The sequence below is a fragment of the Qipengyuania sp. genome (genome assembly GCF_965277845.1).
GTDB lineage: Bacteria > Pseudomonadota > Alphaproteobacteria > Sphingomonadales > Sphingomonadaceae > Qipengyuania.
This window is the reverse complement of the sequence record NZ_OZ255844.1, coordinates 2828850-2842604: the sequence shown is the minus strand read 5'-3', so window position 1 is coordinate 2842604 and position 13755 is coordinate 2828850. Positions and strand designations below refer to the sequence as shown.

General features: G+C 65.3%; 11 protein-coding genes. 6 read left to right on the top strand and 5 right to left on the bottom strand.

Translation table 11 applies throughout. From position 1 onward, the window contains the following. Nucleotides 1-67: 67 nt before the first annotated feature. Nucleotides 68-2284: a CHASE2 domain-containing protein gene (locus ACQY4G_RS13895; protein ID WP_421991723.1), complete on the top strand. Its 2217-nt coding sequence runs from the start codon at nt 68-70 to the stop codon at nt 2282-2284. Between the two features lie 21 nt (nt 2285-2305). Here ACQY4G_RS13895 and ACQY4G_RS13890 read toward each other — a convergent pair whose 3' ends face one another. From ACQY4G_RS13890 to ACQY4G_RS13875, 4 genes are all read right to left on the bottom strand, one after another. After that, on the bottom strand, nt 2306-3202 hold the full coding sequence (locus ACQY4G_RS13890) for a FecR domain-containing protein (protein ID WP_425061765.1): 897 nt from the start codon (nt 3200-3202) through the stop codon (nt 2306-2308). Then, the gene (locus ACQY4G_RS13885) at nt 3202-3579 is read right to left on the bottom strand and encodes a hypothetical protein (RefSeq protein ID WP_421991719.1); all 378 of its coding nucleotides are present in this window, start codon (nt 3577-3579) and stop codon (nt 3202-3204) included. Before ACQY4G_RS13885 ends, ACQY4G_RS13890 begins: the two co-directional genes overlap by 1 nt. A gap of 93 nt (nt 3580-3672) precedes the next feature. After that, the gene (locus tag ACQY4G_RS13880) at nt 3673-4938 is read right to left on the bottom strand and encodes a glutamate-5-semialdehyde dehydrogenase (protein WP_421991717.1); all 1266 of its coding nucleotides are present in this window, start codon (nt 4936-4938) and stop codon (nt 3673-3675) included. A gap of 44 nt (nt 4939-4982) precedes the next feature. Beyond that, nucleotides 4983-5732, bottom strand: a complete 750-nt coding sequence (locus ACQY4G_RS13875) for a pyrroline-5-carboxylate reductase family protein (RefSeq protein WP_421991715.1) — start codon at nt 5730-5732, stop codon at nt 4983-4985. A 268-nt stretch (nt 5733-6000) separates the two neighbouring features. On the opposite strand from ACQY4G_RS13875, the gene proB reads away from it, so the two are divergent. Both proB and ACQY4G_RS13865 read left to right on the top strand, forming a co-directional pair. Beyond that, on the top strand, nt 6001-7170 hold the full coding sequence (proB, locus tag ACQY4G_RS13870; protein ID WP_421991713.1) for a glutamate 5-kinase: 1170 nt from the start codon (nt 6001-6003) through the stop codon (nt 7168-7170). Nucleotides 7171-7250: 80 nt separating this feature from the next. After that, nucleotides 7251-8054, top strand: a complete 804-nt coding sequence (locus tag ACQY4G_RS13865) for an outer membrane protein assembly factor BamD (protein WP_067689606.1) — start codon at nt 7251-7253, stop codon at nt 8052-8054. 8 nt (nt 8055-8062) lie between these two features. On the opposite strand, the gene ACQY4G_RS13860 is transcribed toward ACQY4G_RS13865, so the two are convergent. Continuing rightward, nucleotides 8063-9220, bottom strand: coding sequence for a diguanylate cyclase (locus tag ACQY4G_RS13860; RefSeq protein WP_421991711.1), 1158 nt, complete (start codon nt 9218-9220; stop codon nt 8063-8065). Nucleotides 9221-9350: 130 nt separating this feature from the next. Between ACQY4G_RS13860 and recN the strand changes: the two genes are divergently transcribed. From recN to ligA, 3 genes are read left to right on the top strand one after another with little or no spacing between them, the layout of a single operon-like run. After that, nucleotides 9351-11015: a DNA repair protein RecN gene (recN, locus tag ACQY4G_RS13855; RefSeq protein ID WP_421991709.1), complete on the top strand. Its 1665-nt coding sequence runs from the start codon at nt 9351-9353 to the stop codon at nt 11013-11015. A gap of 43 nt (nt 11016-11058) precedes the next feature. Continuing rightward, nucleotides 11059-11571 (top strand): hypothetical protein, encoded by a 513-nt coding sequence (locus tag ACQY4G_RS13850; RefSeq protein WP_421991707.1) that lies wholly within the window; start codon nt 11059-11061, stop codon nt 11569-11571. After that, the gene (ligA, locus tag ACQY4G_RS13845; protein ID WP_421991705.1) at nt 11571-13754 is read left to right on the top strand and encodes an NAD-dependent DNA ligase LigA; all 2184 of its coding nucleotides are present in this window, start codon (nt 11571-11573) and stop codon (nt 13752-13754) included. Before ACQY4G_RS13850 ends, ligA begins: the two co-directional genes overlap by 1 nt. Nucleotide 13755 lies beyond the last annotated feature (1 nt).

The window sequence follows — 13755 nt, the reverse complement described above, 5'->3', positions numbered from 1 at the left end:
TTCGCAAACCAAGCTCTCTTGCCCCGGCGAAAAAGCGCAATAGGATTGCGGGGAGGGAGGCCCGACGATGCTCGAACGCCTGCGCGGCCTGCGCGATGCGCCTGCGATCCTTGCGGGGCTGATCGCGCTGGCGCTGGTGGTGGTACTCCAGCTGGCGCAGCCGGGGGCGTTGGGACGCGTGGGGCTGGCGGTGTTCGATGCCTACCAGCGCGCCGCTCCCCGCGACCTGCCCGGCGAGGAGCGGGTGGCGGTGGTCGATGTGGACGAAGCCTCCATCGCGCGGCTCGGTCAATGGCCCTGGCCGCGCACCGAACTGGTCACGCTGACCGAGCGGCTGACGGATGCGGGCGCCGTGGCGGTGGTCTACGACATCGTCTTTTCCGAACCGGACCGCACGTCGCCCGAGCAACTGACTGCCTCGCTCGACCTCGGCGAGAGGCTTGCGGACCTGCCGTCGCACGATGCGCTGCTGGCGGATAGCTTTTCCGCACAACCCGTGGTCACCGCCTATTTCCTCGACCGCGAGCCGCGCGGCGGTGCGATCGAGCCGAAAGCGAGTTTCACGCTGCACGGTTCGCTGCCCTCGCGCGACGTGCCCGGCTATGCGGGCGCGATCCAGCCGCTCGCGGTCCTGGAAGGGGCCGCCCGGGGCAGCGGTTTCGTCAGTCTGGAAAGCGATGCCGACGGGATCGTTCGCCGGATACCGCTGGTCGCGATCCATCGCGGCGTATTGGTGCCTTCGCTGGGCCTCGAGGCGGTGAGGGTCGCCGAAGGAGCCGGTTCGCCCAACCTCCTCGCCAGCGATGGCAGTGGGGAAACGCAAGGGGCGGGCGGGGCGGCGGTGGCCGTGCGGCTGGCGGGGCGCGAGATCCCCGTCACCGATGCCGGCGAGATGTGGGTGCATTTCCCCGCAACCGAGCGGGCGTCGCTGCCAGCCTGGCAGATTATCGAAGGGGCGATCGACGATGCCGCGCTGGCCGAAGCGGTGCGCGGGCGGATCGTCTTCATCGGCGGGAGCGCTGCGGGGCTGCAGGATCTCGTCTCGACCCCGGTGGCCGAGCGGGTCGCGGGCGTGACCGTCCATGCCGCCGGGGTCGAGCAAATGCTGGCCGGCCATTTCCTCGAGCGGCCCGACTGGGCCTTCGGACTCGAACTCGTGCTCGTGATGGTGCTGGGTGGAGCGCTGGCATTGCTGCTCCCCCGCCTGGGCGCGACGCTGGGTGCGGTGGCGGTCATCGCGGGGATCGCGCTCGTCGCCGGCGGAAGCTGGCTGGCCTTCACCCGCGCGCAATATCTGCTCGACCCGACCTGGCCGGTGCTGGCGCTGGTCGCGGTCTATGCGGTGCAGACGGTCGCCGTCTTCTACCGAGAGGAGCGCCAGCGCGCCTATATCCATTCGGCATTCGACCGTTATCTCTCGCCCGAGATGGTCCGCCGTATCGCCGCCGATCCCGACCAGCTCGAACTGGGCGGCGAGGAACGCGACATGAGCGTGCTGATGTGCGACATCCGCGGTTTCAGCCGCATGTCGGAGCGCTATTCCCCGCGCGAGGTAATCGATTTCCTGATCGAATTCCTCACCCCGATGAGCGAGATCCTGCTCGCGCGGAAAGCCACGCTCGACAAATATATCGGCGATGCCATCCTGGCCTTCTGGAACGCCCCGCTCGACGATCCCGACCACCATCGCAACGCCGCGCGCGCTGCGCTCGAAATGGTTGCGATGGTCGAAGAGCTCAACCGGACCATGCCGACCCGCAAGGGCGTGGTCTGGCCGGGCGAGGTCGGGATCGGGATCGGGCTCAATTCGGGATTGTGCTGCGTCGGCAACATGGGCTCGCGCCAGCGGCTGTCCTATTCGCTGATCGGCGATACGGTGAACATGGCCTCGCGCATGGAAGGGCTGACCAAGCAGTATGGCGTACCGATCGTTACCGGGAGCGCGCTGGCGCGCGAACTGCCCGGTTTCGCACTGATCGAGCTGGATCGCGTGCGCGTGGTCGGCCGCGATGCGCCGGAGACGATCTTCGCGCTGCTGGACGATGAGGCGCGTTCGAGCGAAGCCAATTTCGCACGATTGTCCGCCGCCCATCACGACATGCTCGCTGCCTATCGTGCGCAGGATTGGGACCTGGCCGATGCGATCCTGGCCAAGGCGGAGGACCATTATGCGGCGCTAGGCATCCCGAAACTGTGCGCCCTCATGCGTGAGCGGATCGAAGCGCTGCGCAGCGACCCGCCGCCACCCGAATGGGACGGGGTCTACCAGGCCACCAGCAAATAGCTTTGCGTAGGCGCGGGGTGGCTACCGATTGCGATAATTGTTCGACTGGTTGCGATTGTGGTCCTGCGTCCGGTCGTCGGGCTCTTCATCGTCGTCCCCGTTGCTGCCGCTGAGCAGCGCGCCGACCGCAATGGCTCCCGCAATCGGGAGCAGCGCGCGCAGCAAGCCGCCGCCGCCACCGCTCGCCGCGCGGGCAACCTCTGGCTGTAGCTGGTCCTGCACTTGCGCCAGGCCGGGGCTCGAGATGAAGAACGGCCCGATCGGCTGGGCGCCGTCGCGCGGGATGTAGGCGGCGAGGCCCGGCTGGTCGAGCAGCACGGTCTTGCCCGCAGCGCTGACCTCGGCCTGCCCGACGGTGAGGTCGCCCGCGGTTCCCGCACCCGGCCCGCGCAGCACGACCAGCGTCGCCTCGTCCCTGTCGCTGTCGACATTGCCGACGAATTCCTCGTCCTCGGCGATATCCTCGGCTTCCTCGCCGACCAGCATGTCGAGCGCGGTGCCGCGAATGCCGATCCGCCCCGAGGGAGTCTGGATTTCGCCGCTGTTGTCGCCTTCCGCGCTGCCCGAGAAGAAGCGCAGCGCGCCCTTGACGAAGGTAGCGAAGAAGCTGCGCCCTTCGTTCGGGTCGTAGACGAAGCGATCGATCCGCACGCGCGAACTCGCGCCGATGCCGAAGCTGGAGCGGTCGAGCAGGAGGATCTGCAATTGCGATTTTTGGGCCGTGTCGATCAGATCGCCCCAGGCGATGCGCTGCTTGCGCTGGATCTTCGCGGGTTTGCGGATTTGCGCATTGCTCATCCGCACGTCCCCGACGACGGTGGAGGCATTGCCCACCTCGACCCGCTGCTGCGCGGAAAGCGTGGTGGCAAGCATGCTGCCCGCGACGAGCATGGCGGTGATTTTCAACGGTGCGCCCATCACTGCACCTCTCCACCGGCTTCGCAGGCGCTGCGGGCATCGGCGAGCGTTTCGCGACCGAATTCGCGTTCTTTCAATTTGTCGATCTCGACCAGCCCGCCCCGGATATCGTCGATCCGGCACAGGTAGAGTGCATGCAGCAGCCGCCCCTCGGCGGATTTGGGATTGACCGCCAGCATGCGTTCCAGCGTCGCCAGCGCCTCGAGATAGGCGCCTTGCCGGGCGAGTGCCTGCGCGGCCTCGATCCCGCCGCGCTCGTCCTGCGCGGCATCGGACAAGGCGTCGAGCTCGGCCAGCGTCTCGGCCTGGAGCGTTTCCGATGGCAGGCAGGCGGCACCTGCCAGCAGCATGGCGCCCATGATTGCCTTGGGTGTCATAACGTGTTCCTCCCCGGAAAACGCATGATGCGACCGGGGAGGAAGATAAAGGAAAGTCGGCGATTTCTCCAGTCGCGCGCGCGACCGGGAGGTTTACGGGCGTGTCTGACCCTCGCCGTGGACGAGATACTTGAAGCTGCACAGCTGTTCGAGACCGACGGGTCCGCGCGCGTGCATCTTGCCCGTGGCGATCCCGATTTCGGCGCCCATGCCGAATTCGCCGCCATCGGCGAACTGGGTGCTGGCATTGTGCATCACGATCGCGCTGTCGATCGCGGTCATGAAGCGGCGCGCTGCATCGTCGTCTTCGGTGATGATCGCATCGGTATGGTGACTCGAATGCTCGTCGACCCAGGCGATGCCTTCTTCAAGTCCGTCGACGATCTTAACCGAAGCGATCGGATCGAGATATTCGGTACCCCAGTCGTCCTCGCTGGCGGGCTTCAACCGGTCGTCGATCGCGACCGCATCGGCATCGCCGCGCAGCTCGCAATCGCCGGCCATCGCATCGGCGAATTTGGGAATGAAGGCCTCGGCCGCAGAGCGGTCGACCACCACGCTTTCGGTCGCCCCGCACACGCCCGTACGGCGCAGCTTGGCGTTGCGAATGACCCTGACCGCCTTGTCGATATCGGCGGCTTCGTGGACATAGCTGTGGCAATTGCCGTCGAGGTGGAGGAGCGTGGGAACGCTCGCCTGGTCGCGCACCAGCTCGACCAGGCCGCGCCCGCCACGCGGGATCACGAGGTCGACGAATTCATCGGCCTTGAGCAGTGCGGCGACGGCGCCGCGATCGGTGGTCTGGACGGTCTGCACCGCATCTTCGGGCAGGCCTGCGGCCTTTAGCCCGGCGCGCATGCATTCGACGATCACGCGGGTCGAATGGCGGCTTTCGCTGCCACCGCGCAGGATCACGGCATTGCCGCTCTTGAGGCACAGAGCGCTGGCATCGGCGCCGACATTGGGGCGCGATTCGTAGATCATCCCGATCACGCCGATCGGCACGGCGACGCGTTCGATGGTAAGGCCGTTGGGCCGCTCGAACGTCGCCAGCTTGCGGCCGACGGGATCGGGCAGCTCGGCGATTTCCTCGAGCGCGCCGGCCATGCCCTCGACACGGTCCTCGCTCAAAGCGAGACGGTCGATGAAGCTGTCGGGCTTGGTGCCGCGTACGCTTTCGACATCTTCGGCATTGGCTTCGAGCAGTTCGGCCGTCCGCTCGCGCAGGGCCTTGGCCGCTTCGCGCAATGCGGTGTTCTTCGCCTCCGTGCTGGCGGCGAGCAGGCCGCGCGCGGCCTTGCGGGCGCGCTGGCCGAGGTCGTGGATATGGATTTGCGGGTCGAGTGCTTGGTCGGTCATGGTCTCTTCTCTTCTGTTTCGTGCGGGGGCGGGAGGCGCTGCGATCAGCGCAGCTCGACCGCCCGGTCGTAAGCCGCCTGCAATGTATCATGGAGGCGGGTCGATAGGCCACCGTCGCCGTTGAGCGCGTTCAGGCCCGCAGCGGTAGTGCCGCCTTTGCTGGTCACCGAATTGCGGAGGTCCTCGAGGCTTGGCGCACCCGGCTCGCTGGCCATGGCGATCGCGCCGCCGATGGTGCCGAGCACCATGTCGCGTGCTTCGTCCTCGTCGAAACCCTGTGCCATCGCGGCCTCGGCATAGGCGCGGGCGATCTCGAAGACGTAGCCCGGGCCGGAACCGGCGACCGCGGTCACGCGGTCGAGCTTCTCTTCGCTATCGACGGTGATGGTGGCTCCGGCGCGGCGCATGAAGCGTTCTGCATGCGCTGTGTGATCCGTCGTCGCATGCGGGCCGGGACAGATACCGCTGACCCCGCGACCGATGGCGGCGGGCAGGTTGGGCATGGTGCGGATGACGGGAGCGCCGCCCATCAATTGCGACAAGCGCTTTGCCGAATAGCCCGCCGCGATCGAAAGCACGTAGCCTCCGGGCGCGAGCAGCTCGGCATAGTCGGCGAGGATGTCGTCGATCAGCTGCGGCTTTACGGCCGCGATGATCAGGTCGAAGCGCCGGTCGGCAACATCGGTCCTATCGGCGACCAGCTCTACACCCTCGGGAACGTCGCTGCCGGCCGGATCGACGACGGTGATGGTTTCGGGCCCTTCGACCCATTGCGAAAGTAATGCGGACCCCATTTTTCCGCATCCGACAATGCAAACAGTTTTCGTAATGACTAAAATCCGTTTCCGAGCGCAACAGCTCTTGTTGTATCTTGCCTGTTCTTGAATATGGAGTTGAGATCGACGTAGTTATTTCCCTTAACTATATCGAATACAATCCTTTTCTATATGTATCGATCCTGTCGAATGAATGCCGATATTCTTGAAAATCCGGTTGTGCAGTGCACAACCTCTATCTATATTGCACGCAAGAAATTTCAAGCCTAAGCAACATTCGAAAATCATGACTCAAAAGCGAAACATCGTCGTCAAAATCGGTTCTGCGCTCCTCGCCAACCAGGACCTCCTCACGCCCCGCTACGGTTTCCTTCAGCGGCTGCTGGAAGACATTGCCCAGCTGCGCGCGGAAGGCTCCAACGTCATATTGTGTTCCTCCGGTTCGGTCGCTCTGGGCCTGCGCATCATCGGGGAAACGCCCGAAAGCGCCGGAGTTTCCGACAAGCAGGCCGCTGCCGCCTGCGGAATGCCGTTGCTGCTCAACGCCTACAAGCAGGTGGGGCATGAGTTCGGATTCGAAATCGCGCAGGTCCTGCTGACACTGGGCGATTTCGAGGATCACCGCCGCTTCCTGAACACGCGCAACACGGTGCACCGGCTGCTCGAATCCGACGTCGTCCCGATCGTCAACGAGAACGACACGATCACCACCGAGGAGATTCGCGTCGGCGACAACGACCGGCTGGCGGCCAAGGTGGCGCAGATGGTCGGCGCGGACGATTTCGTCATTCTGACCGGCGTCGACGGCCTTTACGACCGCAATCCCGACGATCCCGAGGCACAATTCGTGCCCGAGGTGGAAGACGTCGGCATGTATATGGACGCGACCAAGGGCAAGAGCACGCTGGGCACCGGCGGAATGGGCACCAAGCTGCAGGCCGCCAACATGGCGCAGGAAGCGGGCGTGACCACCTGGATCGCGCAGGGCGAGGTCGACCGGCCGGTTTCCAACGTGCTCGACGGTACGCGCCGCGCGACCAAGATCCTGCCGCATCCCAATCCCCTGTCCGGCTGGGACAGCTGGATCGCCAATCGCTTGCAGATGGCGGGCAGTATCGTGATTTCGGACACCACTGCGGCGGCGCTCAGCGGCGACCGTCCGATCCGCCGCGAAGACATTATCTCGATGACCGGCGATTTCACGCGCGGCGATGTGCTGCATATCTATGACAGCAAGGGGATCGAGCGGGCGCGCGGCCTGAGCGACTTCACTTCCGAGGAACTGCGCGTGCTGATCAGCAACCCCGATACGCAGGCGGAAAAGCTGCTTGGCTATCGCACCAAGGGCGAGGTGATCCGCAGCGCCAACCTCGTTATGCTGGATAACCGCCACCTGCTGTGGGATGCGCCCGAGGAAATCGTGAGCGGCGAAATCGGGCGATCCGCGACGGCCTAGGTTCTTGCTTGCCGCTGCCGGGGACAGCGGCGCGAACTTCACTTGGCGTTCATGGGGACGCTGGCTATAGGCTGCTTCCCATGACGATCCAGACCCGTTCCCCGATCAAGCTCATCCTCGGCGCCGCGCTCGCGGGTGCGACGCTTCTCACCGCCGGATGCGCAGGCCGCGACAATGGCCCCCAGGATACCGCCTATGTCGCGCGCGATGTGGAAACGCTTTATTGGGAGGCCAAACGCCGCCTCGACCGGGGGCAGGCGCAAATCGCGGCCGCCCTGTTCGACGAGGTCGAGCGTCAGCACCCCTACTCGCCCTGGGCCCGCCGCGCGCAGCTGATGAGCTCTTTCAGCTATTACGTCGCCAAGGATTACAACAAGGCGATCCAGGCAGCCCAGCGCTTCCTGCAGATCCACCCCGGCAACAAGGACGCGCCCTATGCCTTCTACCTGATCGCGCTCAGCTATTACGAGCAGATCAGCGACGTGCAGCGCGACCAGAAGATCACCGACCAGGCCCTGACGGCGCTGAACGAGATCAACCGCCGCTTTCCCAACACCGATTACGCCGCCGATGCGCGGCTCAAGATCGACCTCGTACGCGACCACCTCGCCGGCAAGGAAATGGAAATCGGCCGCCATTACGAACGTTCGGGCAAATGGATCGCGGCGCAGATCCGCTTCCAGAACGTGGTCGACAATTACGAGACCACCAGCCACGCGCCCGAAGCGCTCTACCGCCTGACCGAGACCAGCCTCGCGCTCGGCATTCCCGAGGAGGCGGTGAAATATGCCGCCGTGCTTGGCGCGAACTATCCAGGCAATGAATGGTACGACAAGGCGTATGAGCTGGTGCAGGATCACGCTGCGGGCGTCAGCCCGAGCTGATCGCCGCGTCAGGCGCGAATGGCCAGCCGTTCGCCGCATTGCTCCGGCAGTTGCTGTGTTTCTCCTGACGCCATGACCCGGTTCCGCCCTTCGTTTTTCGCGCGATAGAGGGCCCGGTCCGCCCGGCCGTAGAGCGCGGTCCAATCCGCCGCGCCGGCGATGTCGCCCTCGGCCACGCCGATACTCGCGGTGATCGGCTCGCCATGCGGCATGTAGGCTCCGCGGATCTCGACGAGCAATTGCAGCGCGATCGCCGAATCCAGCGCCTCGACCGGGGCCAGAAGCGCGAATTCCTCGCCTCCCAGCCTTGCGGCACAGATTCCACCGCGTGCATGGATCTGCACGAGTTGGGCAAAGGCGCGCAGCACTTCGTCGCCGACATCGTGGCCGTAGCGGTCGTTGATCGCTTTGAAGCGATCGATGTCGACCACCATCAGGCGTACTCTTCGCTCCCGCGCGGCTAGATCCTCGAACCGCTCCATCAGCGCGCGGCGATTGGACAGGCCGGTAAGCGGATCGCGGCGTGCCAGGCGAGCGGAATTGTAGCGCTCCTCGACGAGGTTCAACAGGAGGCTCTGATGCCGTTTCATCATCGTTACCTGGAACCCGATCGCCAGCACCATCGAAACTCCGAGGACGAGGTTCATCGGCTCGCCGGTCGAGGCCAGCACGACGGCCGCAGGGCCTAGCGTCACCAGCAGCACCGACAGGCCGACACCGCGGGCTGCGGTGAGGCAATAGCCCAGCGTTAGGGCGCCCAGCGACATGATCGCGGGATAATAGATGCGCGTCTCGACCGGCGCGCTTGCCCAGCTGGCGATGCACCAGATGCTGCCGATGGTCGCCGTTGCCAGGCACAATTGCCACACCAGACCGATGGCCTTGCGCGCATCCGCGTTGCTTTCTTCGTATCGGGCGGGATCGTGGAGCACGACGAGGCCGAGCGTACACAGCGCGAAAATGACCAGCGGCAGGCCATAGGCGACCAGTGGGCCGGCACCCGGGCTCGCCCCGTAGACCGCCATCGGCAGGCTGAGGATGAAACCGGCGAACAGCAGCCGCGCCTGGCCGCGCATGTGATGCGCCGTGAGCATGGTGAAATCCTCGCGCAGATGCGCGGGAATGTCCGGTCCAAGCAGGCCGACGATAGTGCGTCCCAAGCTCACCTGGCGGTCCTATTGCGCCAAATGCTAATTCGACGTTTATGCGCGCAGAAGATTGTACGGCAACCAAGCTTGTCGATTGCGGTTCGCGGCATGCTGACTTGAGGTGCGGCATTGGCTAGGAAGCAGCGGCATGCTGACCCGGCTATCCATCCGCAACATCGTGCTGATCGAGGCGCTCGACCTTGCCTTCGGGCGCGGGCTCGGCGTGCTCACGGGCGAAACAGGTGCGGGCAAGTCGATCCTGCTCGATGCGCTCGGCCTCGTCCTCGGCAACCGCGCCGACAGCGGTCTGGTGCGCAGCGGCGAGGACAAGGCCAGCGTAACCGCGACCTTCGAATTCAACCATTTGCCGCGCGGCCTGGCCGATCTGCTCGACGATGCCGATATCGCGATCGAGGAGGGCGAGCCGCTGATCGTGCGGCGGCAATTGAAGGCCGACGGCAAGAGCAAGGCCTTCGTCAACGACCAGTCGGTCAGCGTCGGCCTGCTGCGCGAAATGGCGGGATGTCTCGTCGAACTGCATGGCCAGCACGACGACCGCGGGCTGGTCAATCCGCGCGGCCACCGTGCGCTGCTCGACCGGTTCGCCGGGGCCGACACCGCCCGGCTGGCGGCTGCGTGGGCCACCTGGCGCAAGGCCGAGGATGCGCTTGCCGAAGCGCGCGAGGCGGTGGAGACGGCCAAGGCCGACCAGGACCTGCTGCTCGCGCATCTTTCCGAACTGACCGCGCTCGAACCCAAGGCGGGTGAAGAGGCGCGGCTCGCCGAAACCCGTGCGGATATGCAGAAGGGCGAGAAGCTTTCGGGCGATCTGGAGGAATTGCGTCACCTGTGGGAAGGCTCGGATTCGCCGCTCGCGAGCTTGCGCGTGGCGGCGCGGCGGCTCGACCGGATCGCGCCCGAACACCCGCTGCTCGCCGAAGCGCTCGCCGCGCTCGACCGGGCCGTGATCGAGGCGGGCGAGGCGGAGGACAGGCTCGAGGCGGCAGCCGAGGCGCTGGTCCACGATCCGGCCGCGCTGGAAGCCGCCGAAACGCGGCTGTTCGAACTGCGCGCGCTGGCCCGCAAGCATCGCTGCGAGGTCGACGAATTGCCGCGCAAAATGCGCGAGATGCGCGCGGCGCTCGAAAGTATCGAGGGCGGGGAAGCCCAACTCGACGCGCTCGAGGCGGCGGCGAAGGATGCGGGAGCGCGCTATCGCGCCGAGGCCGAGGCGTTGCATGGCGCGCGCGTGGCGGCGGCGTTGCGGCTCGACGAGGCGGTCGCGCGCGAGCTCGCCCCGCTCAAACTCGATGCGGCGCGGTTCAAGACGGCGGTCACCGAATTGCCCGAGGACAGATGGGGCGCGCATGGGATGGACGCGGTCGAATTCCTCATCGCGACCAATCCGGGTGCCGATTTCGCGCCGCTCGCCAAGATCGCGAGCGGGGGCGAATTGTCGCGGTTCATCCTCGCGCTAAAGGTTGCGCTGGCCGAACAGGGCGGGGCGGCGACGGTAATCTTCGACGAGATTGATCGCGGCGTCGGCGGCGCGGTGGCCAGCGCGATCGGCGAACGGCTCGCACGGCTTTCGGCCGACGGGCAATTGCTCGCCGTCACCCACAGCCCCCAGGTCGCCGCGCGCGGGCGCACGCATTACATGATCGCCAAAAGCTCCGAAGAGACAGTGACCAAGACCAGCGTCGCGCTGCTCGACGAAGCCGGCCGCCAGGAAGAGATCGCACGGATGCTGAGCGGCGCCGAGGTCACGCCCGAAGCGCGCGCGCAGGCCGACCGGCTGCTGGAGGGGGTGTGATGGGCGCTCCCAAAGCCCCCTCTTCTTCAGAGGAGGGGGTGTGATGGGCTCGAGAGACATACTCTCTCTCGTGGTGTTTGTTTTTCTACTGTGCGCGCTGACAGCCCTTCCTTCAATGCGGTTTGGCAGCGCAGACAAAGAGGCGGCACTGGCTGCGGCACTCAAAGCAGAACTTGAGTGGTTTTTGGGCGATGACCTCTACTTGACCGGGGACAGCTCGAAGGACCGTGTGTCCCTGTGTCTTGAGAGTGACGGTGGCATTGATATCGAGCTGTTATCTGATGATTTATCTGACACAATCATCCGACCCGTTCCCTTCGATCTATGCCGCCGCGTGATTGAAAAGGGTAACTTCGGGATGTTCAGCGCCATTTACCACCACTTCGGACCAGACGGCGAGGAAGCTGGACATTTGCAAGTCATCGACATCGAGTGTCGGACGTCGTCCTCATGCATCATCGACATAGACGGATTCGGCAGTGGCTATCGCCATTTCGTGGAACGACAGGGCCAAGTTTGGAAGGTCGAAAAAACGAGAAATCGGTGGATTGTTTGATGGCGCTTGAAATCACCGAGGCAGAAGCCGCCAACGAATTGATGCGGCTGGCGAAGGCGATCGCGAAGCACGACCGGCTCTATCATGCCGAGGACGCGCCCGAGATCTCGGATCCGGAATACGATGCGCTGGTGCGGCGCAATGCCGAGCTGGAGGCGGCGTTTCCGCATCTGGTGCGCGAAGATTCGCCCAGCCGGAAGGTTGGGCACGCCGCGTCCGCCTCGCCGCTTTCCAAGGTCCGCCACGAGGTTCGCATGATGAGCCTCGACAATGCCTTCAACGCCGGGGAGGTCGAGGAATGGGTCGCGCGCGTGCGGCGGTTCCTGTCGCTGTCCAAAGACGATCCGGTAGCCTTCACCGCCGAGGACAAGATCGACGGCCTGTCCTGCTCGCTGCGCTACGAACAGGGTCGGCTGGTCCGTGCCGCCACACGCGGCGACGGACAGGTGGGTGAGGACGTGACGCCCAATGTCGCGCACATCGCGGATATCCCGCAGCAGCTGGATGGCGATGCGCCCGAGGTGTTCGAGATTCGCGGCGAGGTCTATATGGCGCGCGCCGATTTCGAGGCGCTCAATGCGCGGCTGATGGACGATGCGCGCGCCGCGGCCGAAGAAAAGGGCGAGGAATTCGATCCCGCCAAGGTCCGCCAATTCGCCAATCCGCGCAATGCCGCGGCCGGATCGCTGCGGCAGAAGGATGCCAGCGTAACCGCGCAGCGTCCGCTCAAGTTCTGGGCGCATGGCTGGGGCGCTGCCTCTGCTGTACCCGGCGCAACGCAGGAAGAAGTGGTGCGCGTTTTCGAGCGCTGGGGCGTCCCCGTCTCGCCACTGTTCGCGCGGTTCGACAGCGCATCCGACATCCTCGCACATTACGAAACCATCGCTGCGCAAAGGGCCGGGTTGCCCTATGAAATCGATGGCGTCGTCTACAAGGTCGACCGGCTCGACTACCAGCAGCGTCTCGGCTTCGTCGCCAAGGCACCGCGCTGGGCGCTGGCGCACAAATTCCCTGCCGAGCAGGCGGAGACCACGCTCGAGAGCATCGATATCCAGGTCGGGCGCACGGGCAAGCTCACGCCGGTCGGCCGCCTCGCGCCGGTGCTGGTGGGCGGGGTGACAGTGACCAATGTCACGCTGCACAATCGCGACGAGATCGCGCGGTTGGGCGTGCGCCCGGGCGATCGCGTGGTCGTCCAGCGTGCGGGCGACGTTATTCCACAGCTTGTGGATAACCTCACGCGCGACGAAACCCGAGAACCCTTCGTGTTCCCCGACCACTGCCCCGAATGCGGCAGCGAGGCGGTGGCGGAAGAAGGCGAGGTCGACGTGCGCTGCACAGGCGGTCTCATATGTCCCGCGCAACGCACGGAAAGATTGAAACATTTCGTCAGCCGCGGCGCGCTCGACATCGACGGCCTGGGCGAAAAGACGATCGACCAGTTCTTTGCCCTCGGATGGCTCGAAAGCCCCGCCGACATCTTCCGCCTCAAGCAGCGCCGCGAGGACATCCTCGCGCTCGACGGGTGGAAGGAGCGGTCTGTGGACAACCTGTTGGCTTCTGTGGAAGCCCGGCGCGAACCGGATGCCGCGCGGCTGCTGTTCGGCCTCGGTATCCGCCATGTCGGCGCGGTCACCGCGCGCGATCTGATGAAGGGATTGGGCGATATCCGCCTGTTGCCGCGAAAGGCGGGTGAATTCGATGCCTATAGGTTGGACAATCCGCGCGGTGAGGACGAGAAGGAAAGCCCCTTCAACACCCGCATGACCGAGGCGGTGAAGAGGATATTCGAGGTCCGCACCGATGGTATCGGGACTGCGGTCGGCCATGCACTCGCCGACTTCTTCCACGAAGAGCACAATCGCACCGTCTGGAACGATCTGATCGGTGAGGAACCGGGCAAGGGCGTCGTCGACCCGCCCCGCTACGAGGTGGAGACGAAGGAAAGCCCGGTCAGCGGGAAGACCGTGGTCTTTACCGGCAAGCTCGAGACGATGAGCCGCGACGAGGCCAAGGCGCAGGCCGAACGCCTGGGCGCCAAGGCCAGCGGCTCGGTCAGTTCGAAGACCGACTTGCTGGTCGCCGGGCCCGGTGCGGGCAGCAAGCTCAAGAAGGCCACCGAACTCGGGATCGAAGTGATCGACGAGGCCGGTTGGGCCGAGATCGTGAAAGCGGCCCGATAGT